17 protein-coding genes and 1 pseudogene are annotated in these 23,328 nt (G+C 41.1%); 14 read left to right on the forward strand and 4 right to left on the reverse strand.

Annotated elements, in window-relative coordinates:
• Window positions 1-2: 2 nt before the first annotated feature.
• The 12 genes from IPM71_14425 (at window position 3) to IPM71_14480 (ending at window position 16,539) form a co-directional block, all read left to right on the forward strand.
• Window positions 3-755, forward strand: coding sequence for a glycosyltransferase family 2 protein (locus IPM71_14425; protein ID QQS50765.1), 753 nt, complete (start codon window positions 3-5; stop codon window positions 753-755).
• Between the two features lie 177 nt (window positions 756-932).
• A complete protein-coding gene (locus IPM71_14430; protein QQS50766.1) occupies window positions 933-2,003 on the forward strand; it encodes an alkaline phosphatase in 1,071 nt (356 codons plus the stop codon).
• Window positions 2,004-2,202: 199 nt separating this feature from the next.
• Window positions 2,203-4,125 carry a PD40 domain-containing protein gene (locus tag IPM71_14435; protein QQS50767.1) on the forward strand — a complete coding sequence of 641 codons (1,923 nt, stop codon included), beginning with the start codon at window positions 2,203-2,205 and terminating at the stop codon, window positions 4,123-4,125.
• 102 nt (window positions 4,126-4,227) lie between these two features.
• Entirely contained in the window at window positions 4,228-5,412 is a 1,185-nt protein-coding gene (locus IPM71_14440; GenBank protein QQS50768.1) for an aminopeptidase, read from the forward strand.
• Window positions 5,413-5,627: 215 nt separating this feature from the next.
• Window positions 5,628-8,687, forward strand: a complete 3,060-nt coding sequence (locus IPM71_14445; GenBank protein ID QQS50769.1) for a serine hydrolase — start codon at window positions 5,628-5,630, stop codon at window positions 8,685-8,687.
• Between the two features lie 354 nt (window positions 8,688-9,041).
• Window positions 9,042-10,601, forward strand: coding sequence for an acyl-CoA carboxylase subunit beta (locus tag IPM71_14450; GenBank protein ID QQS50770.1), 1,560 nt, complete (start codon window positions 9,042-9,044; stop codon window positions 10,599-10,601).
• An 11-nt stretch (window positions 10,602-10,612) separates the two neighbouring features.
• Window positions 10,613-10,978: an OadG family protein gene (locus IPM71_14455; protein QQS50771.1), complete on the forward strand. Its 366-nt coding sequence runs from the start codon at window positions 10,613-10,615 to the stop codon at window positions 10,976-10,978.
• Between the two features lie 11 nt (window positions 10,979-10,989).
• Window positions 10,990-11,409 carry a biotin/lipoyl-binding protein gene (locus IPM71_14460; GenBank protein QQS50772.1) on the forward strand — a complete coding sequence of 140 codons (420 nt, stop codon included), beginning with the start codon at window positions 10,990-10,992 and terminating at the stop codon, window positions 11,407-11,409.
• A gap of 4 nt (window positions 11,410-11,413) precedes the next feature.
• Window positions 11,414-12,748: a sodium ion-translocating decarboxylase subunit beta gene (locus IPM71_14465; GenBank protein ID QQS50773.1), complete on the forward strand. Its 1,335-nt coding sequence runs from the start codon at window positions 11,414-11,416 to the stop codon at window positions 12,746-12,748.
• A 397-nt stretch (window positions 12,749-13,145) separates the two neighbouring features.
• Window positions 13,146-14,360 carry an IS701 family transposase gene (locus tag IPM71_14470; GenBank protein ID QQS52847.1) on the forward strand — a complete coding sequence of 405 codons (1,215 nt, stop codon included), beginning with the start codon at window positions 13,146-13,148 and terminating at the stop codon, window positions 14,358-14,360.
• 126 nt (window positions 14,361-14,486) lie between these two features.
• Entirely contained in the window at window positions 14,487-15,290 is an 804-nt protein-coding gene (locus tag IPM71_14475; protein ID QQS50774.1) for a hypothetical protein, read from the forward strand.
• A gap of 109 nt (window positions 15,291-15,399) precedes the next feature.
• The gene (locus IPM71_14480) at window positions 15,400-16,539 is read left to right on the forward strand and encodes a glycosyltransferase family 4 protein (protein QQS50775.1); all 1,140 of its coding nucleotides are present in this window, start codon (window positions 15,400-15,402) and stop codon (window positions 16,537-16,539) included.
• A 13-nt stretch (window positions 16,540-16,552) separates the two neighbouring features.
• Here the strand turns inward: IPM71_14480 and IPM71_14485 are convergent, their stop codons facing one another.
• Window positions 16,553-17,020 (reverse strand): toxin-antitoxin system YwqK family antitoxin, encoded by a 468-nt coding sequence (locus tag IPM71_14485; protein QQS50776.1) that lies wholly within the window; start codon window positions 17,018-17,020, stop codon window positions 16,553-16,555.
• A gap of 158 nt (window positions 17,021-17,178) precedes the next feature.
• A complete protein-coding gene (locus IPM71_14490) occupies window positions 17,179-19,299 on the reverse strand; it encodes a TonB-dependent receptor (GenBank protein QQS50777.1) in 2,121 nt (706 codons plus the stop codon).
• Between the two features lie 226 nt (window positions 19,300-19,525).
• On the opposite strand from IPM71_14490, the gene IPM71_14495 reads away from it, so the two are divergent.
• Together IPM71_14495 and IPM71_14500 are read left to right on the forward strand one after the other, a co-directional pair.
• Window positions 19,526-19,717, forward strand: coding sequence for a hypothetical protein (locus tag IPM71_14495; protein QQS50778.1), 192 nt, complete (start codon window positions 19,526-19,528; stop codon window positions 19,715-19,717).
• A 226-nt stretch (window positions 19,718-19,943) separates the two neighbouring features.
• Window positions 19,944-20,881: pseudogene (locus IPM71_14500) on the forward strand (transposase).
• Window positions 20,882-21,336: 455 nt separating this feature from the next.
• Here the strand turns inward: IPM71_14500 and IPM71_14505 are convergent.
• Together IPM71_14505 and mgrA are read right to left on the reverse strand one after the other, a co-directional pair.
• Window positions 21,337-22,326: a Gfo/Idh/MocA family oxidoreductase gene (locus IPM71_14505; GenBank protein QQS50779.1), complete on the reverse strand. Its 990-nt coding sequence runs from the start codon at window positions 22,324-22,326 to the stop codon at window positions 21,337-21,339.
• The gene (gene mgrA, locus IPM71_14510) at window positions 22,326-23,327 is read right to left on the reverse strand and encodes an L-glyceraldehyde 3-phosphate reductase (GenBank protein QQS50780.1); all 1,002 of its coding nucleotides are present in this window, start codon (window positions 23,325-23,327) and stop codon (window positions 22,326-22,328) included. Before mgrA ends, IPM71_14505 begins: the two co-directional genes overlap by 1 nt.
• Between the last annotated feature and the right edge of the window lies 1 nt (window position 23,328).

A 23,328-nucleotide genomic window follows, 5' to 3' on the forward strand; every position in this document is an offset into this window, starting at 1 on the left:
CTATGATTAATAATAAACGTGTTACGGTTGTCTTGCCGGCTTATAATGCCGAAAAAACGCTTGAGGTAACCTACAACGAAATCCCTTTTGACATTGTCGACGAAGTGATTCTTGTTGATGATAAAAGCCGTGACAATACCATCGAAAAGGCTCGTCAATTAGGTATCAAACACATTGTGGAACATAGTCAGAATAAAGGATATGGCGGTAACCAGAAATCGTGCTATAACAGAGCCCTGGAGCTTAATTCAGACATTGTGGTGATGCTGCACCCCGATTACCAGTATACTCCCAAACTTATTCATTCCATGTGTTACCTGATTGCCAACGAAGTATATGAGGTGGTTTTAGGTTCACGAATTCTTGGTAAAGGTGCCCTTAAAGGAGGAATGCCCATCTATAAATACATTGCAAACCGTATTCTTACCTTAAGTCAAAATGTGCTCATGAACCAAAAACTTTCGGAATATCACACGGGTTACAGGGCTTTTTCAGGCAAGGTACTGAGGAGTATCGATTATAACCTTAATTCGGACGATTTTGTTTTTGATAACCAGATGCTTGCACAGATTTTTTATGCGGGTTTCGAAATAGCCGAGATTACTTGTCCTACTAAGTATTTCGATGATGCCTCGTCGATCAACATACAGCGAAGTGCCAAATATGGAATGGGCGTGTTATGGGTTTCCTTTTCTTATTTTTTGCAAAAGATGAAAATTGCACGCTTTAAAATCTTTGAATTACCAAGGAAATAGTCGATTACATTCATTTTGCCTCAAAAGGTTTTTAAAGCATATAATTATAACCCTTTCTTTACATTGAATTAATGTTTGCTGCTGCTAATTCGCTAATTTTGTTCGCATCTATAAAAAACTATAAACAAATCGATTTACAAGTTGTTTCGTTCGAAAATATTCTAATAGTTCAATAGCATGAAAAAAATATTCAACTTATCGGTTCTTATTTTATTCTTCGGCACTCTGCAGGCTCAAATGGCTGCAGTTTCAGGCACCACTGAAGTGCGCAACATAATAATTCTTGTTGGTGACGGAATGGGAATTGCACAGGTGCAAGCTGCCATGAGTGTATCAAAAGATAAGCTAAATATCGAGCGGGCGCAGTTTACAGGTTTCTCAAAAACATACTCGGCCGATGATTATACTACCGATTCAGGTGCAGGAGCCACTGCTATTTTTACAGGAAAAAAAACATACAATACAGCTATTTCAGTCGATATTAACTTTAATTCTTTGAAATCAATTTCGCAATATGCCCACGAAGCAGGACATGTTACAGGTACTGTCGTAAGTTGTGACCTTGTCCATGCCACCCCGGCTGCTTTTAATACACAGAATGCGCGGCGAAGTAATTATGGCGAAATTGCTCAGTCTTATCTCTTATCCAATGCTGATGTGCTCATTGGTGGAGGTTCCCGGCTTTTTGACTCACTTGGTTTAACCGCAGCCTTTCGTAAAAAAGGATACATGGTAGAAAAATCTTTGGAGGCTCTAAACGCTTCAACTGACCGGCCAGTGCTTGTTCAGCCCTTTGAGGAACATGCTCCTAAAATGAGTGAAGGACGCGGCAGTTATCTTCCAGATGCTACTCGTTTTGCTTTGGAAAAGCTTAATCGCCACGAGAAGGGATTTTTACTTATGATCGAGGGTTCTCAAATTGATTGGGGCGGGCATGCCAATGACATCGATTATGTGATTTCGGAATTACTCGATTTTGACCAATGCGTGGGGGCTGCATTTGATTTTGCCGATGCCAACCCTGGTACCCTCGTAATCGTTACAGCAGACCATGAAACTGGTGGGCTAACCTTGATTGATTTCGATGACGAAACTAAAAAGCTTATTTATAATTTTTCTACTTCCAATCACACCGGTGTAATGGTTCCTGTGTTTGCTTACGGTACTGGGGCAAATAATTTCACCGGAATCATGGAAAATACCGATTTGTTTTATAAAATGATGGCAGCTTTCGGTCTGCAGCCATAAGACCAAGTCTTAGTCTACCTGATTTTTACTTCCTCATTGCGCCTGCGAAGAAGTTCGATTATTCTTTATAGGTAATTTGTATCCAAAAAATGGCTTGGAATTAATGGCTCGTGTACTCTAGTCTTTCGGCATTCTATTTGCTCTTTTTTGCTAAATTTACCCTTTCGCCGAGGAATTCGTATTTTCAAACACTTCTGCTATGATGCGCCATTTTTTCTTTATAGCTACATTTCTTATTTCTTTCATCGCATTCGATACCGAAGCTCAAACTACCTACACAAGCCAATCGACCAAAGCCATCAAACTATACGAAGCGGGTAGCAGCGAGTACCGTTTGAAAAACCTCGTGCTTGCTGAAGACTATTTTCTGAAAGCCATCGAAGCAGATTCTTTGTTTCAGGAACCATACCTGGTACTTGCAGAGCTCTATTGGGATCAGGGAAAGCTTCCACTGGCCATATCTATGTATAACCGTGGCCTTGGAATTAACCCAATGTATTTTCCTTCGGGTTTTGTGAACAAAGGAAAACTGGAAATTAAAACTGGAAATTACGAAACTGCCCTGGAAAGCTTTCAAAAATACCTAAGTCTTGAAATAAAGAATACAAAGAAAATTACCGAGGCAAAAAGGGGTATCGAACAAGTTCAATTTGCTCTCCATGCAATCGCCAATCCAGTTCCCTTTGAGCCTATAAAATTATCGGAGAATGTCAATTCTTCAGCTGACGAATATTGGCCTGCACTCTCGGCCGATGAGCAGACTTTGATAATTACCCGCCTATTAGAGGTTCCAGGAACGGAAAAATTTCAAGAGGATTTTTATTTTAGCACAGCAGAGAACAACAGCTGGTTACCAGCCCAGGATGCCGGGGCTCCCCTCAATACGCCAGATAACGAAGGAGCTCAGTCTATTTCTGCCAACGGAAGGTATATGGTTTATACCGTTTGTAACCGACCAGGTATTTTTGGACGTTGCGATTTATTTTTTTCAGAAAAAACCGGCGATATATGGAGTGAACCACTTAACATGGGCAAGCCTATAAATACTGCCAGCAAAGAAACCCAGCCAAGCCTGTCGGCCGATGGCCGTACCGTTTATTTTGTCAGTGACCGCCCGGGTGGTTTTGGTAGTCAGGATATCTGGATGAGTGAGCAAAATGCTTCAGGACAATGGAGTGAACCAGTTAACCTGGGCGATTCGATTAATACCTCCGGCAATGAGTCATCTCCCTTTATCCATCACGACAATCGTACGCTCTATTTTTCATCGACCCACCATTTAGGACTTGGAGGTTCGGATGTATTCAGGTCGGTAAAACACGAATCAGGCGCATGGTCGTCTGCTGTAAACCTGGGCTATCCGATCAATACCTATGGAGAGGAGATAGGTTTCATAGTCAATGCCCGGGGCAACAAAGCCTATTATTCTTCGAACCGCGATAGCCTCAGTGGCCGGGATATCTATGAATTTGAGTTGTACGAAAAAGCCCGGCCTCTTGAAGTTTCTTACCTCAAAGGAAAAGTGTTCGATGCGCAAACTCTGCAACGCCTTAAGGCTAGTTTCGAATTGTTCGATTTGTCTGATGGAAAGCTCGTTACTAAATCATTTTCCGATAGCAGGAGTGGAGAATTTCTAATTTGCATTCCCTCTAACCGCAATTATATGCTTAATGTTTCGAAAAACGGTTACCTGTTTTATTCAGAGAATTTTAGCCTCGAAGGTGTTTTTCAGCTTCAGCAACCCTATCACAAAGATATTCCATTGCGAAAAATATCAGTTGGAAGTACCATGATCCTGCGCAATGTTTTTTTCGACACCGATTCTTATCAGCTAAAACCAGCCTCCGCATTTGAATTGAACAAGGTATTACAGATGTTGGTAGAAAACCCAACGCTACGCATCGAAATAAGCGGACATACCGATAACCAGGGTTCGGAAACATACAATCAACAGTTATCTGAGAAGCGTGCTTCTTCGGTGCGCGATTACCTGGTATCGAAAGGTATTTCCCAAATACGGCTCAGTGTGCATGGATATGGTTTTTCGCAGCCTGTCGATTCAAACGATACTCCCGAAGGCAGAGCCAATAACCGGCGAACAGAGTTAAAAATACTCGAATAAAGAAAACAGAACTGTTCGACATTTAATTTGTCTTAACTAAAGCTTAATTTTCCCTTAAAAAGATTATTTTTCCGCCTGCTTTCAAAATCAAGAGATAAAAGAATGAAAAGTCGGTGGACAGGAGTGATTCCTGGTTTGTTGATGGCTGTGGTGCTGCAGGCTTCGGCTACTGCTTCTTTTGTAAAAGAGTCAGATTCGAGCAATTTTAGTATTACACATCTAGTGCCACATACTTCGGTAAAGGATCAGGGACGTACAGGCACCTGCTGGAGTTTTGCCACAGTTTCGTTTATAGAATCGGAATTATTGAAGGCCGGCCATGCGGAGACCGATTTATCTGAAATGTTCATTGTGCGGCATGTGTATCTGCTCAAAGCCGCAAAGTATATACGCATGCATGGAAAAAACAATTTTTCAGAAGGTGGTGAACCCACCGATGTCATGTATATTTTTAAAGAAGAAGGTATTGTGCCAGATTCGGTGTATCCGGGGCGCAAAAATAATAACGAAAGGTTTAACCATGTTGAATTGGAAGCAACACTCATCGAAGTAGTGGAGAATACCGTAACGAATTTATCCGCTAACTCAGATTTTTCATGGAAAAATGACTTTGAAAAATTACTGGATGTAAATTTAGGTTTGATACCTGAGCAGTTTCCGGGACAATCGGAAAGCTATACACCAAAAACCTATGCCAAATCGCTTCCATTCAATCCAGACGATTTCATCATGCTTACCAGTTTTCTGCATCATCCTTTTTATTCGAGTTTTCCACTCGAGGTGCCTGATAACTGGATGTGGAGTAGCTATTACAATTTGCCTCTCGAAGAGTTGACCCAGGTAACAGATTATTCCCTCGAAAATGGTTACTCGGTGGTGTGGGCAATGGATTATTCCGAAAAAGGTTTTCTGTACAACAATGGCCTTGCTATTGCGCCATTGGTTTATTATCAGGAAACGGATTCGACATTAAAGGAACCGGGAATAACAACCGAGCAATGGGGTTCCAAGGGCTTTCTGAAAGAAGAAATTCAGGTTACCCCTGAACTTAGGCAGCAGGCATTTGACAATTATGCCACCACCGACGACCACGGAATGCACATTGTAGGAAAGGCATCTGACGAGAACGGAAATAAGTATTACTATGTAAAAAATTCATGGGGTACCCAGAATCCCTACAAGGGTTATCTATTTGTTTCGATGCCTTATTTTCAATACAAAACCATTTCGGTAATGGTTCATCGGAATGCCATTCCGGAGCCAGTAAAAATCAAGTTGGGATTGTAATTTGCTTTGTAGGATGATGCAGTTCGGGGATTAAAATGTGAAAACATTAGATTTCTCATTTGATTTCGCTACCCTAATGTGTATTTGCAAAACATCCAACCCCCTTAATTCTTCGAATATTTGTTAATAACTAAGCTTTACTTGTACTGAAAATAAAACTGATTTGGCCGTAATTTCGATAACAGGAATTAAGATTCAATAATGAGGCATTTTGCATGAAAAGGTCAATCAAAAAAATATCCATTATCGCAATTTCGGCGATTGCAGTTGGTGCTTTGCTTCAGTTTACCATTCGCCATACAGAATACAGCGAACCGGCGGCTGCAGTAAATCGTAACATTCCTCCATTTCTCGAAAAGGACTCTGGTTGGGCCGATTCGCTAAATAAAACTTTGTCGGACCGCGAGAAATTGGGCCAGATGCTCATGGTTCCGGCCTATCCGAAAAAAGGAGCAGAAGACACAGCACGCATAGCGGACCTTATTCGCAAACACCAGGTAGGAGGGATTATCTTTTTCCAGGGAAGTCCGGAAGAAGTGCATGGTCTTGCCCGGTATTACCAATCGATCTCGAAAATACCACTTCTTATTGCCATCGATGGTGAATGGGGATTAGCGATGCGGCTGTCCAACACCATTCAGTATCCCAAGCAAATGACCCTTGGAGCTATAAGCTCCGACATGCTGATTTACCAAATGGGGTACGATATCGCCAGTCAGATGAAACACCTGGGTATACACATCAATTTTGCACCTGTTGTTGATGTCAACAACAACCCGGCTAACCCAGTTATCAATGCACGGTCGTTTGGTGAACAAAAAAACAATGTGGCCCGTAAGGGAATTTTATATATGAAAGGTATGCAGGACGCCGGTGTGATGGCTTTTGCCAAGCATTTTCCGGGCCATGGCGATACCGACACCGATTCGCACCACGATTTACCTGTTGTGATGCATTCGGCCGAAAGACTAGACAGCCTGGAGCTATATCCCTTCCGAGCCTTAATCAATGCCGGAGTTTCGGGTGTGATGCTGGCCCACATGCACATTCCTGCACTCGACAACACACCCAACCTGCCTTCGACTTTATCATCGGCTATTGCCAATGATTTATTGCAAAAAGAAATGTGCTTCGAGGGACTGGTAGTGACCGATGCCATGAATATGAAGGGAGTGGCCGATTATTTTCCAGCCATTGAGGCTAATCTAATGGCTATAAAAGCCGGTAACAACATCCTTCTGATGCCACACCAGATTGAGGAAAGCATAGAGGCTATTCTTAAGGAAATGGAATCGGATGCAAAAATAAAAGAGCAGGTTAATCAAAGCTGCCAGAAGATTCTTAAGGCAAAAAAATGGGCTTTTACGCATGCTAAAAGCGAAACCTATTCAGCCGACAGTCTCAATAAGCCAAAATTTGTAGCACAACGCAACCAACTTTATGCCGCTGCTCTTACCCTTATTCAAAACCAAAATGACCTGCTACCCTTCAAAGCGCTGGACACCCTTCGGATAGCCAGTTTAACCCTTGGCGAAGGGAATTCAGAGAGTTTTACACAATCACTGAAACTATATTCGAAAATACAATCCTTTTCAGGCATTATAGCCACCGATAGCGTTCAAGTAAATAAGCTGGTTTCCAAATTACAATCGTATAACCTTGTTTTAATCAGTTTGCACAGCAATAGTCTGAATGCCGGCAAGAAGTTTGGTGTTTCGGACGAAGAGATTCAACTCGTGGAGAAACTTGCACAGGCAAACAATTGTGTACTTATTCACCTGGCTAATCCTTACATAATTTCACGCATTGACGAACTACATCGGTTTAAAGCAGTGCTGTTAGGCTATGAAAACAGTCCCGAAATTCAACAATTAGCATCAGAGGCGCTGTTTGGTGCCGCAGAGGTGGTTGGCGCCTTGCCAGTTACCGTTTACCCGGCCTATCCGGCAGGTTTTGGAATGCAAAGCAAAACGCTGAACCGCTTAAGTTATGTAACCCCATATGAAGCCGGGTTTGACGAGAAGAAACTTGCAACCATCGATTCGATTGTGAACGATGCCATTGCCCAAGGCGCCATTCCGGGTTGTCAGGTATTGGCTGCAAAGAACGGAAAGGTTTTTTTTTTCAAAGCCTTTGGGCATCATTCGTATCAAAAAAAAAACGAAGTTGAGCTAACCGACCTGTATGATATTGCTTCAATTACCAAAATTGCAGCTACCATGCCGGCTCTCATGCGTTTACAGGACGAAAAACTATTCGATGTAAGCGAACGACTTGGTTATTACCTGCCAGAACTGGATACTTGTGCAAAGGGTAATCTTATTATTTCCGATATTTTATTGCACCAGGCAGGTCTGGCGCCATGGATCCCCTTTTATTGGCAAACCCTCGAACCTATTTATCCGGGGCAGGATCTTTTTAAAACACGTTATTCCGAAAACTATCCCTTGCAAGTGGGACCGAATGTTTTTGCGAATAAACATTTGAAATACAAAGAACATTATTATCAGACTACTCCTGATAGCATTTATTCAGTAAATGTTGCAGAAGCCTTGTATCTGAACAGGTCTTTTACCGATAGTATCTGGCAAAAGATTGCTGCCAGTAGGCTCGATCCGCCAGGCACTTATCTGTACAGTGATTTGGGTTTTTATTTGTTCCCTCAAATAATTCAAAGACTATCGGGTTGTACATTTGAACAATACATTGATTCTGTTTTTTTTGCTCCTATGGGGGCCTATTTGCTTAGCTTTAAACCATTGAATAAATATCAAAAAGACCAGATTATACCTACTGAAAACGACCTGGTATTTCGCAAACAAATAATTCATGGTTATGTGCACGACCAGGGTGCTGCATTGTTGGGTGGCGTATCGGGTCATGCAGGTCTCTTTTCGAATGCCAACGATCTGGCTAAAATCATGCAGATGTATTTAAACGAAGGGGCTTATGGCGAACTTGAATTGCTGAGCAAACGCCAGGTTCGAAGCTTTACCAGCTGCCTAGCCTGCGAGAATGGAAATCGCAGGGGGTTGGGATTTGATAAACCCGAACCCGATACAAACTTAAATGGACCTGTTTTTAAAGGCATATCGCTTGAAAGCTACGGGCATGCCGGCTTTACAGGCACTCTTGCATGGGCCGATCCGTCCACCGGAATTGTATTTATTTTTCTTTCGAACCGTATTTATCCCGATCCGGTGGACAATAAACTCGTTAAGCTCGAAATCCGATCAAAGGTTCATGAAGCCATCTATAAGGCAGCCTTGAATTAAGATTTAATCCTTTTCCGCTTTTTAGTTATATTAAACTAATTGTTTAAGCAATTCTTATACATTTTTACCACCAATTAATTGCAGCAAAATTCCCATTAATTATTCCGTATCTGTAATATGCTGAAATTTAGCATGTAAGGCTATTTATTAAGCCTGCATTAAATTCTGTATTCACTGAAATAAATCATTCCTTTTATTTTCCTTCTTTCGCTTAAAAGCATTTATTTTATAGTATAATAAACAGCCCGTATTTTTTGTTATCAGAATAACACTCGTTTTAGTAAGCTTTACCTGCATTTATATTAACTGATAATAAAGGGTAGGTGGGGAGCATTTTTGAAATAATTACTTGCCATGAACAGCCAACAAAAAATCAAAGAATTAATCGACAAGCGAGAGCTTGCCAAACGGGGTGGTGGAGCAGCCCGCGTTGAATCGCAACACAACAAGGGTAAACTTACTGCCCGCGAGCGGCTTGAAATTCTGCTCGACGAAGGCTCTTTCGAAGAATACGATATGTTTGTGACCCATCGGTCAACCGATTTTGGTCTCGAATCGCAGCAATACCTTTCCGACGGAGTTGTTACAGGGCATGGTACCATCGATGGACGTATTGTGTTTGTTTTTTCTCAGGATTTTACAGTTTTTGGAGGATCGCTATCCGAAACTTTTGCACAGAAAATATGCAAAATAATGGATCAGGCTATGAAGGTGGGTGCCCCGGTAATTGGTATCAACGACAGTGGTGGTGCCCGTATTCAGGAAGGTGTGCGAAGCCTGGCCGGGTATGCCGAAATATTCGAGCGTAACATTCTGGCCTCTGGTGTAATTCCCCAGATATCTGCTGTATTTGGACCTTGTGCCGGTGGAGCCGTGTATAGTCCTGCTTTAACCGATTTTATACTCATGACCGAGGAGCAAAGCTACATGTTTGTTACAGGCCCCAAAGTAACTAAGGCAGTTACCGGCGAAGTGATTACAACCGAAGAATTGGGAGGCGCAGAAGTGCATGCTTCAAAATCGGGAGTAGCACATTTTGTAGCCGAGGACGAAGAAGAGGGATTGCTGATGATTCGTAAACTCTTGTCTTACCTTCCCCAAAACAATGTAGAAGAAGCTCCTTTTGTGGAAACATCGGATCCGATAGAGCGAAAAGAGGATAGCCTCAATGAGATTATTCCGGTGGATGCCAATCAGCCTTACGATATGCTCGATGTAATTCACCTTATCGTGGACGAAGGAGAGTTTATCGAAGTGCATTCGAAATATGCTAAAAACATTATTACCGGTTTTGCCCGTATGGGCGGTATTTCTGTAGGCATTGTGGCCAACCAGCCCAACTACCTGGCTGGTGTGCTCGATATCAATGCTTCGCGCAAAGCAGCCCGTTTTGTGCGCACCTGCGATGTGTTTAACATTCCACTGGTGACCTTGGTCGATGTGCCCGGATTTTTACCCGGTTCGGCTCAGGAGTATGGCGGAATCATAATACATGGTGCCAAACTGCTTTTTGCCTATGGCGAGGCTACCGTGCCAAAAGTTACGGTTACTTTGCGCAAATCGTACGGTGGTGCCCACGATGTAATGAGTTCGAAACAATTACGTGGCGATATGAACTATGCATGGCCTACCGCCGAAATTGCGGTGATGGGGGCTGCCGGTGCAGTGGAAGTGCTCGAAGGGCGAAAATTGGGTGAACTTACGGACGAAACTGAAAAGTCGAAATTTATCGAAGAAAAAACCTCTGAGTATAACCAAAAGTTTGCCAATCCATACGAAGCTGCGCGCTATGGGTACATCGACGATGTAATTGAACCCAGAAATACTCGTTTTAGGGTTATCAGGGCGTTGCGAACACTTTCGAATAAAAAGGATTTACTTCCACCCAAGAAACATTCCAATATTCCACTCTAAACACGACCATCATGTTAATAGATGCAATAAAATTTGATGCTTCGGCAATTGGTAGCGATTCCATAATTCTTACTGTGGTTGGATACGCGGTAGTTTTTATTTCCCTGGGTCTACTGTTTGTCGTGTTTTTTTACCTTCCCAAATTGCTTAACCTGCGGTTCAAGCCGCGCAGAAAGGCCGATGGTAGTATTGATACACAGGCTACAGTTGAAATAAGTGCAGAAGAAAATGCTGCCATCAGCATGGCTTTGTATTTGCATTTTAACCAATATCACGACGAAGAAAGTAACCTGATGACCATTAAACGTGAGTCGAGGTTGTACTCGCCATGGAGTTCTAAAATTTATCAGGTGCGTCATCGTTTTAACCGAGTGTAATTTTTAATAGTATGAAAAAATTTAGTTTTAAAATAAATGGCAATTCCTATGGAGTCGAAATAAAGTCTTTCGAGGAAAACATTGCCCACATCGAAGTAAATGGAACGGAATACGAGGTTTTGGTTGAACGCGAGGTAAAAGCAAGCAAAACTCCTACCATTGTGCGCAAAGTAGTTCCGCAGAAACCCGAAGACATTGAAAAAAAACCTGGTGGCTCGGCATTTCCGGTAAAAGCTCCACTTCCGGGAAAGATCGTGGAAGTTTTTGTGCGTACAGGCGACATTGTGAAAAAAGGCCAGGTGCTGATGACCATGGAAGCCATGAAAATGATTAACAATGTATTGGCTTCGAAAGACGGTGTAGTGGAAACCATCAAGGTGAAGCCAGGCGATGCAGTTCTGGAAGGAGATGTATTACTTGAAACAGTTTAAAAAAATGAAAAGATTTTTTCTGGTAATAGGGATACTTGCCTTCATGGCCATTCTGCATACCCTCCTGGGAAGTCACGATGTTTTTGCCCAACATGTCACGCAAGCAGGTGAAACAATTCAAGTGGCATCTGCAGCACCCAATGACCATACCACCTCGGTATTTGCTGGCCTTCAGCGCTTTTGGATTTATACTGGTTTTTACAACCTCACGCTCAAACACCTTCTCATGATGTTGGTGGGCCTTGTTTTTATCTATTTGGCCATCAAATACGATTACGAGCCTCTTCTATTAGTTCCTATTGGCACAGGTATTTTAATCGGAAACATTCCTTTTATAACTCTCGAACTTGGAAAGAACCTGGGGTTGTTCGCTCCTGATGCTGCAAGCGGATTATCAGTGGGAATCTACGAACAGGGAAGCGTGCTTAATTACTTATATTTTGGCGTAACAAAGGGTATTTATCCGCCCTTAATATTTCTCGGTATTGGGGCCATGACAGATTTTTCTTCTCTTATTTCAAACCCAAAATTGCTATTATTGGGTGCTGCTGCTCAACTTGGTATTTTTGCAACCTTTTTAGGCGCTGTGGCTCTTGGTTTCAATATTGCCGAAGCCGGATCCATCGGCATCATCGGTGGTGCCGATGGCCCTACGGCTATTTTCCTTTCCTCTAAACTAGCTCCTCACCTGATTGGCCCCATTGCTATTGCTGCTTATTCTTACATGGCACTTGTACCGGTTATTCAACCCCCAATTATGAAATTGCTCACTACCCGCAAACAAAGACTGATACGCATGCGGCCATCCAGGGCAGTGAGTAAAACCGAAAAAATATTATTCCCAATTTTCGGATTATTGCTTACCACACTTATTTCTCCGAGTGCACTTCCATTGTTGGGTTTCTTGTTCTTTGGCAATCTTCTTAAGGAATCTACTGTTACGAATCGTCTGGCAGAAACTGCCCGTACCTCCATGATCGATATTGTTACCATTCTCCTGGGTATCACTGTGGGGGCATCGACTCAGGCCGATGTGTTCCTTACTCCACAATCAGTTATGATCTTTGTACTGGGTGCACTTTCGTTTATGGTGGCATCAGCAGGCGGAATACTCTTTGCCCATGTCATGAACTGGTTCCTGAAAGCTGATAATAAGGTAAATCCGCTTATTGGTTCAGCAGGTGTATCTGCTGTACCCGATAGCGCACGTGTATCGCAAATGATGGGTCTGAAAGAAGACCCCACCAACCACCTGCTTATGCATGCCATGGCACCCAATGTGGCAGGTGTAATTGGTTCGGCAGTGGCCGCTGGTATTCTGATGAGCTTTTTGTTGTAAGAGTAAGCTTAATCTCAGCTTTGCAAAGAGATTTTTATAACCCTTAAAGGATATTTGTCAGAATGAATATCCTTTAAGGGATTTTTCTTGATAAAAAATTGGCACAGGGTTTGTAAAATTGCCGGTTTTAATTCTACTTTAACAGATTAAACAAAACCCTTGTAAACATTGATATTTCAAGGAAATTCAGTATCTTCAATGCACAGAAAAACAGGCTTATCGTTCCGAAAAATGTTTAATACAACGTAAAAATAATAATCGATATGGAAAAACACTGACCTCTGTAATAGAGCGAGTTAGTGTTCACCTTAATGATTATCAGCATGTATTTTGTAATTCAACAAAGAAGTTCTTTGACAAAGCACAGCAATATTCATTAGGAATAATACAAAGTCAGATGCGCAATATTGAAAGAATAAGCGAAGATTTGGGAGCTAACTACCATCAAATGCAGCACTTTATAACTGAGTCTAACTGGGATCATCGAGTTTTGATAAATCAAGTAGCCCAGGAAGTAAGCCAGGTTTTACCCAAAAGAAAACTTACAGGATTGATTATTGATGAAAGTGGTTGGGTAAAAAAAGGCGACCATAGCGTAGGCGTTGGACATCAATATTGTGGGAATGTAGGGAAACTATCAAATAGTCAGGTTGCGGTATTTGCTTGTTTAAGTAATGGGGATTTTGCATCAATGGTTGATGCCCGACTATACCTTCCCAAGGCTTGGTGTGACGACAAGACAAGATGCGAAAAAGCAGGCGTTCCTGTAAAGCACCGAACATTTAAAACTAAGCTCGAACTGGCATTAGAAATTATTCGCCAGCAAGTAACCAATGGCATCATCTTCGATTTTATTGGAGGCGATGGTTATTATGGTAACGATGTGGATTTTGCCAGCAGCATAGATTTGCTTGGTTATCTGTACATGCTGGATATCCATAAAGACCAAAAAATATATTTGGAACGTCCTGACTTGGCTATTCCCGAGCGAAAAAGCAATAAGGGTCGTGAACCCAAGAAATTAAAAGCAACTACAGACGAATTAAGTGTATCAAAATATTTACAGACTTTAAATGACGAAAATTGGCAGCGTATTAGTGTTCGTAATACAGCCAAAGGAGTTCTTGTAGCTGACTATCATTTTATAAAGCTTTGGATAATCAATAACAGTAAAATGCAAGTAGAGCAAAGGTTACTGGTTATCCGTAAAACGAAAACCAAAGAAGGCAAGGACGAAATAAAATATTCTTTTACCAATGCTAATCTTGAACAATACACTAAGAAAGCTATAGCCTATATGCAAGCACAACGGTACTTTGTAGAACATTGCATAAAAGAATCAAAACAGATACTCGGGCTAGACCAGTTTCAGACACGAAAATGGCTTGCATGGCAACACCAGGTTGCATTAAACTTTTTGGTCTCGTCATTTATTTTAAAAGAAAAATTGCATTGCTTTGATGATTTACCTTTACTATCGGCTCGTGATATTAAAGAATTTATCACTTTTAAACTTTATAAACAGATGACCGAAGAACAAATGATTGATAGAATTTATGACCGGCATTTAAAACGACAGCGTGATATAAATTACTCATATTCAAAATTGTAAATCTGTTAAAGTAGAATTAATTGTAAATTTAAATAGCTTTTAAAACAAATCGTGCTTTAATACGTTTAAGAAGCTGGAAATTGACAATCGAAAAAGGACATTATTTAATAACTAAAACAAACAATTATGAAATTTAACAAATGGTTTTTAGGTCTGGCCGTGTTAGGCCTTGTGTTTGCTTCTTGCGAAGATGATACCGACCCTGTTGGTCCCACCATTACTTTTAAAGCCGGAGCTGGATTAACCACTGGCGATGCTACAGTTGATGCTGGTGATACAGTACATTTCTCCTGGGAAGTAGTAAAGGGAGATGCCAACCTTGAAGAATTCACCATTCGTGAGGGAAATGAAGATATTGATGGTTTTCCAACTTCTGATATTGATAATGATCAATATGAAGCTAGCCTTTCTTATATAGTAGGTAGTGCAGGTACTTATGTATTGTCTTTTATTGCAACCGATAAAGATGGACTAGAAGCAAAAGTAGACATTACCATTACTTGTCTGGCACCGCTTGAAAGTCTTGGTGCTAAACAGCTTGGCGCAGGTGGATCTTCACTTGGTAGTTATTATTCAGTTTCGACCAACCTGGTTTATAACCTTGCTGATGCCAAAACAAATGCTAGCAAAATTGACATTATATTTACATCAACTGCCAGTGCAGCTACTTTCAAATCCCCTAAAGATGCTTCAGCCACTGAAATTAGTTCTACAGGCAGAACCACTACTTTCCAGAAAGTAGATCTTGATTTTGAAACTGCTGGCGCATCAGAGATAGAAGCTATAAACCCAACAGCTGACAACATTACTGTTGAGCTGAATGATGTAGTAGTTTTTAAAACTCATGACAACGAAAAAGGAATCTTTTTAGTCGACCAACTTACTGTTTCTGCAGATGGTTCAGTAACTATAGATATTAAAGTAAAATAATTGATTTTTTGCAATATTGTCAGAGCCGCATGCCCTGCATGCGGCTTTTTTTATTCCAGTCGGCGATATTATTTTTATCTTCACTGTCATATTAAGACTTATAAACTTTATGCTCATTGCTGTAAATACACGTCTTTTAATCTCTGGAAAACTGGAAGGCCTTGGGCGTTTTACTCATGAAACACTCAGGCGTATCACACAGAGCCATCCTGAGCACCGCTTCTTGTTTATCTTCGACCGGCCGTTTTCTCAAGATTTTATTTATGGCAGCAATGTCATTCCTGTAGTGGCTTTTCCTCCTGCAAGGCATCCTTTGTTGTGGTATTTATTCTTCGATTGGGGCATACCTCGTGTTTTACGAAAATACAAGCCCGACTTATTTCTTTCGCCCGATGGCTGGCTATCTTTGCGTACAGAAATACCACAAATTGCCGTAATTCATGACCTAAATTTTTTACACAATCCTCAATGGGTGGAACCCCTTTCGCGCTGTTATTACAGACATTTTTTTTTCCGTTTTATCCGAAAGGCTGCCCAATTGGTTACCGTTTCCGAATTCACCCGTAGTGATATATCCAGCCGGTTTTCTATTCCAAAGGAAAATATAGAGCTTGCTTGCAATGGCTGCTCTAGCGGTTTTGTTCCCCTAACTGAGCAGCAGAAACAGGAAACCAGAACTGTTTATTCCAATAGCGAAGACTATTATTTAGTGTTAGGACTTGTGCACCCACGAAAGAATCTAGTCCGAGTAATCCAGGCATTCTCAGTCTTTAAGCAAATCAGTGGGGCAAATGTGAAGCTGCTGGTGGTAGGTTCGCTGCGTTATATGACAAGGGAAGTACAGAAAGTGCTAAAGGAATCACAGTTTGTGAACGATATTGTTTTTACAGGTCGCATGAACGACCTGGAGTTGCAAAAGATAATGGCTTCATCAATAGGATTAGTCTATGCTTCGTTATTCGAGGGTTTTGGAATTCCCATTCTCGAAGCCATGCATTGCGAAGTTCCTGTGATTGCCTCCAATACTTCCTCGATGCCCGAAGTGGGAGGAGAGGCTGTACTTTATGTCGATCCTTACTCAGTAAATTCGATTGCCGCAGGAATGAACCAGTTGTTCTGCAATAACGAATTGCGTAAGGAACTTATTGACAAATCCCGGAATCAACGTGAACGATTTAACTGGGAAAAATCGGCCGAAGCCCTATGGTATGCAATAGAGCAGGCAAGCAAAAAAAAACCGGCTCTTTAAGCCGGTTCGTTTTTTATTGATTGTAATCCTTTTCGCTTTCCAGTTTCCCGTTTTCATCGTAAATAACCCATTTTCCTACCTTTTCCCCATCGATATAAGTCATCTCACAGCGCAAGGTGCCATTTTCATCCCACACAAACCATCGGCCGTTCTTTTTATTGGATGAGTAGTTGGCTTCTCCTGTTTTTACGCCCTGATCGTTGTAGCTTATCCAAACACCATGTTTCATATCTTTTTTGTACGAACGTATTTCGCTGATGGCTCCGTTTTCGTAATACAGCTTTGTCATTCCCTCTTTTAAGCCATTGGTAATGCTGTATTCGGCCTTTATGCTTCCAGTCTCGTAGTATTCAGAATACGTGCCCGTATAGAGATTTTCCAGAGAGTCGTAGAGTAGTCCGTCTTCACTTTGATAGATTTTTTGGCCCCATGCCACTATTCCTAGGGTGGCAATTAGGAGTGTGAATGCTGTTTTTTTCATGGCCCTTAATTTGAGAGTGTGCTGTAAAGATAATGAATTAAAATACACTAATTAATATTTAAGATACATAAAATTAATATAATATTAACATTGGCCTATTAAAATACAGTAGATCAATAATATGTGTATAGATGATATTCCTCATCAACTTGGTTTTGTTAGTCATTTATCCTAAGCATGACCCCTGCTTTTAACCATGCACCTGGCTGAGTTATGCTGCCCGATTCGACATACTTCGAGTTCAGCAAGTTTGTAATTTCGAGGTACAACAATACTTTCGAAAGTTGGGCACTGATGCGGGCATCCAGTAAAAACACTTCCGGGTATACGTTGTACAAATAGCTATTGTTCTCAAATGAGTAGGAAAGATATGTTCCGCTTCGTTGTTTGTAAAGAAAATTCCACGATAGCAGGAGCCATTGGTTGAACTTTTGCTCAAGACGAGCCGAAATCTTATGGTTCAACGGGCCATATTTCGATACCGAAACCGGCACACTGCGATAAGATTGAATGTAGGTGTATCCAAAATAGAAATCATGAACAAGGGCTCCCATTAAACCTTCAGCGAAAGGCGAATAGCGAAAGCTGGCTTCGAAGCCATAATTCTCAGAAAGTGTTATGTTGGTAGCTTTGTAGAAGGGATTCAGGCTATCGGAGGCATTAAGCAGCCAGTCTATGTTATTTTTACCCTGTGAATAGAAGGCTGCCAATGCAAGGTTTACCTTGACACGACTGAATTTAGTGCCCATTTCGTAAGAGTTTTGAAAGTAGGGCCTTAGATCTGCATTACCAATGTTGTTGGGACCTTTATACCAGATATCGGTAAAAGTAGGGTGTCCAATGGTATAGTTGTAACTTCCTGTGATTAACCAGTTTTTTACCAGGTTGTAACTTACATCCACCCCAGGCACCAGGTTAATCTTTTGGGCATCGAAGCTATTCCAGTGCACCAGAGCTCCTGCCGAAACAAATAGCTTTTTATGCTGGTAGGTTTGTTCCAGGAACAGATCGAAACTGTTCCGGAAATCCTGCTTGGTATAGAATACTGAGTCGTATTTTTCAACTGGTAAAGGCACCGCCATATCTTTGCCAAGCGCATTGCTAACAATGTTTTCTGATCTCACTGAACTCCCAATGGTGGTAGTTCCAACGATCCCAGTGAAACTGGCCTGCAGATTTGCCCCAAAAATATCGGTAAGGTGGTGGTTGTGTTGAGTGTACCAGGGCATCGACTGGTAAGCAGTGTTGTTTGTATCATTGCTTGTGATACCACCTTCAAAAAAAGAATAGTATGAGTCATCTTCTCGAAAAAGCTCAAATCGATCACTATGACGGCGCCAGTATATTTCGGGCTTAAATTTTATGAGTGAACCCGAGCGTAACCCTATGCTAAAAAACAGGCTGGATATTTCTTCGAACTGATCGGGGTATTTGGGCGAATAAAACGAATTGGCCCCAAAGGCTTTGTTATTAAAGCCAAATTGGGTGAGCATTTTTGTGTTGCCAGGCAGGATGTATTCGCCTGAATAGTTCAGGTTAAGGATTTCGAAATCGGTATTAAACATGTAACCATCGCTTTTACTGTAGCTTCCAGCCAAAAGCTGCTTTACATTCTTTGCGGCATGGTTTAATCCAAGGTAAGTACGAAAATATCCATATTCGCCCATGCTGGCTGAAGCTGTTATCTGCGATTTGTCGTAAGGTTTAATGTTGACATTGATGGCTCCTGCAAAGGCATTGGCTCCTAAAGCCCTGGCAGCAGGGCCATTTAAGATTTCGATGCTGTGAACAGATTCCGGGTCGGAAGAAAGGTTTAGGCTGTGATGTCCTGTTTGCGGATCGGTAAGATTGATGCCATTTTGGAGGACCAGAACCTGGTCGAAAGAGCTGCCCCGGATGCTGATGTCCGATTGTATGCCGGGCTGGCCGCGCTGGCTGATGTCGATGTTGGAGTTGAATTGCAATATTTCCTGAAAAGACTGCACAGGTGCATACTGTATGGAACGGGCATCGATTATTTCTACCATGCGGGGCAGTTCATCAAGAAGCACTGTCGATTTCTGACCCACCACTTCCACTTCGTCGAGGTCGATTCGGGTAGAAATGCTATCGGATTCGGTTTTCGATTGCGCCTGTACCTCACCCACAATTAAACTGCAGGTAACACTTAAGGTTGATATTTTAATTATTCGACCTATGGAATTAAATGCAGCATACTTTTTTCTACTGTATTTCTTAAAGCAGATTAGTTGCGAGAGTTTTGTATTCGATTGATTCATTATATTAAAATTTTTAGTAGGTAAAAATAGTAAAAAGCATGAATTATGTCATTGTGGTCTGTTTTTCAGGTCTTGAAGGTATTAAAGACGAAATTGTTAATAATTATTCGAAAGAATTTAAAGAATTACAGTGTTTTGGTAATATCGATATTTGATTTTATCAAATAATTATTACTTTTGTCATCAAAACCTGTAAATAATTATCAAACTTCAAAAACCTAGGAAAATGAAAAAAGTTAGCTTTCTCCTCGTTGCTATTGCACTTGTATCTTTCGTATCTTTAAGCGCTTGCAAATCTGCAGCCAAACCTGAAGAAGCCGTTGAAGAAACTGTAGTTGAAGAAACTGTAGTTGAAGAAGCTGCTCCTGCTGTAGTTGACTCTGCTGCTGCTGCTGTTACTGAAGAAGTTGCTGAGTAAGCGACAAAAACATTGCGTAAGCAAAAGAGGCTGTCTCTCAAGAGACAGCCTCTTTTTTTATTCGTGAGACTTAAATTTCATGATATAGAGGCCAAAAATAGTTGGTAAAAAGTTTTTTATTCCTTGTCACTATTGAGATACAAAAGAGTTAATTGAAAGTTGTTTCAGTTAACTCTTTTATATTTATGAAAACATCAAAAAAAAGCGTTGTTGGGCATGTCAAAGTTTGAATTTAATCAAATGGGGAACCCAGCAAGGAAAACAACGTTTTAAATGTCAATTTTGCGGTATATTATTCACTAATGCTAGTCTATTTACAAAGAAAACAAATCAAAAAGTTTGGTTTCAGCATTGGGTTATTGGACGACAAACGATACCACAGATAAGCAAATCCAGTGGATACTCTGAGCGGACGCTTAAGCGAATGTTTTCTTATTATCTCTCACAATCCCCTGTATATGCAGTTAAGCCATCAGAGAAGGTTAATTTATTGATAGATGGAACCTACTTCAGTAAAGATCTTTGTTTGGTTCTTTACAGAGATAACACGATAAAATTCACACAGTTGTATCGATTAACTGATGGGGAATGGTATGACGAAATGAAAGAAGACCTGGAAAATCTATTAAAGCTTGGAGTCCAAATAGAAAGTATAACATGCGATGGACATAAATCACTGCTTAAAGCGATTCGTAAAGTATGTAAACATGTAACCGTTCAACGGTGTATTATTCATGTTCAAAGAATGTGTCGTATCTGGCTTACAATGAACCCCAAGAGTATTGCAGGTATGGAACTTAGAACTATTATAAACCAGTTACATAAAATTGAGAATAAAGAGCAATGGGGGAATTGGGTTGTCAACTTATACAACTGGCATGAAAAACATAAGGAATTCTTAGATCAAAAAAGCTACAACTTTGATACTGGAAGGTATTGGTACACTCATAAAATGGTTAGGCGTTCATTTACAGTTATTAAGAAGGCTTTGCCTGATATGTTCCATTATCTGGACAATGACAGAATTCCAAAATCCACAAATGGATTAGAGTCATTTTTGGACATCTTAAAAGTCACATAACTCTACACCGAGGACTATCCAAAGAACATCGTAAAAGCTTTATAAGATGGTATTTATACTATAAAAACCAAAGAGTTTTCTAAGCCATAATCACAGAAATTGAATAAAAAGGCCCTGATTGTTAGTCAGGGCCCAATTCCCGTGGTAAATCTTATTGCTATCAGGTTGCTCTCCAGCAGAGCCTAAGTCCTCTTTAGATTTACTCTTGTATTTTACAAAATTTAAAACAAATAATCACCAACTATTTTTGGCACCATTACCAATTTCATGAGTTCACGAAATGAAATTTTATAGTCGAATCCCGATTTACATCGGGACTGAAAGCGGGTGCGCAGGTAAATACCACGCTTCTTGAGGCGAATAAAATAAAATCCTTTGCAGATACCCTGTTAGCTTACTGCGGGGAGCTTCATTGAAAAGCCCAAGGCACCTTTCTTTTGTCATACAGACAATAGGTTAGGCTTTTAGTTTCTGGTTTGCCTTAATTACCTTCAGCTAATATTCTCTAAAATCCTTTTTAATTAAAACAATTCAATTTTTAAAGGTTAACCTCTCCAGGGTATAATAATCCAACGCCTTTTCTTATCCTTTCAAGTGTGCGATGCAAAAGAATGCTGTGTGATTGGGGAAACAGATCCGATTCAACTTTTCCTTTTAAAATGCATTTGTTTACTTCAGCTATTTCATATTGGTAGCCAAAACCGGGTTCATCAAATTTGAAGTGTGTCGATCTTTCACCCTTCACTAACTCTATTAAGGTAGTAGCGTGCCACGGTCTATGCATTATTATCCTTCCTTTTGTACCGGTAATGATTGTTTCAAGACTAGTGCCTGCTAAAAAAGAGGCCGAAAGCAGGGCGGAAATCTGTTTCGATGGATACTGAAAAATAACCGAAGTAGCCATATCAACTCCAGTGGGGCCTATAATGCTGCTTGCAATCATTTCTTCCGGTTCTCCTGCAAGTGAAAGTGCCATAAAGACCGGATAAATTCCGATGTCGAGCAGGCAACCTCCAGCCAGGTTTTTGTTGAGTAACCTGCTTTCTGTTGAGGCCTCGACTTTAAATCCAAAATCGGAATGGATGGAACGTATTTCACCAATCTTTTTCTTGTCTGTTAATTCCCTGCATTTGAGATAAGAAGGTAAAAACCTTGTCCAGAGTGCCTCCATCAGAAAAAGATTTTTGGCCTTTGCAGTTTCAGCCATTTGAATTACCTCCGCAGCATTCAGTCCCATAGGTTTTTCGCATAACACATGTTTATTATTTTCGAGGCACAACATGGTTTGTTCGAAATGAAAGCTGTGTGGCGATGCAATGTAAACCACATCAATTTCCGGATCAAGGGCCAGATCGCTGTAGTTCGAATAGAAGTTCTTTATTCCAAATCTTTTGGCAAATTTCCGGCTTCTTTCCGGGTCACGTGAGGCCACTGCTATTAGTTCAGCATCTTTGATAAGTTTTATGTCTGATGCAAATTTTGCTGCAATTTTTCCCGGGGCCATGATGCCCCAACGAATTTTTTTCATCAGGCTTGTAAAATTTGTTCAATTGATTCCAACTCTTCGTTAGAAAAATTCAAATTATGTAAGGCTCCAAGATTGTTTTTGAGTTGATCGACACTGCTGGCACCAATCAGCACAGAGCTAACACGGCTATCTTTAAGCAGCCAGGCCAGCGCCATCTGTGCCAGCGATTGATTTCGGTGAGCAGCCATCTGATTCAGAGTTCGTATTTTGTCCAATACCTCATCGCTCAGATGGTTTTTTGTTAGAAAAGGGATGTCTTTGGCCATGCGCGAATTCTGGGGAATCTCGTGCAAATACCTGTCGGTGAGCAAACCTTGAGCAAGTGGTGAATACACTATTGCTCCTATACCTTTGTCATGAAGCACATCGAGGAGTTGACTTTCGGGAGTCCTGTCGAACATAGAATATCTGGGCTGATGAATAAGACAAGGAGTTCCAAGAGAATTCAATATTTCTGATGCTTTGCGGGTTTCTTCCGGACCATAGTTCGACAGACCTACATATAGGGCTTTCCCCTGACGCACCAATTGGTCAAGAGCCATCATGGTTTCTTCAAGAGGAGTATCAGGATGATAACGGTGCGAATAAAAAATGTCAACATACTCCAAACCAAGCCTTTTCAAACTCTGATTGCAACTGGCAGTGAGGTACTTTCTCGAACTGCCTTCGCCATAAGGTCCTTGCCACATGAGGTAACCCGCTTTTGTGCTTACAATCAGCTCATCGCGGTAGGCTGAAAAATCTTTATTAAGAATACGACCGAAATTTTCTTCGGCTGAGCCAAAAGGGGTGCCATAATTGTTTGCCAGGTCGAAATGGGTAATACCTGCATCAAAGGCAGCTTCTATAACACTGCGGGCTACCGTAAAATTATCGATGTCTCCGAAGTTATGCCATAAGCCCAACGAAAGTGAGGGAAGCATGAGGCCACTTTGTCCGCATTTGCGGTATTGCATCGTTTGATAGCGATTCGCTGAGGGTTTGTATTCGATTATATTCATG

This window comes from Bacteroidota bacterium (assembly GCA_016699695.1).
GTDB lineage: Bacteria > Bacteroidota > Bacteroidia > Bacteroidales > UBA10428 > UBA10428.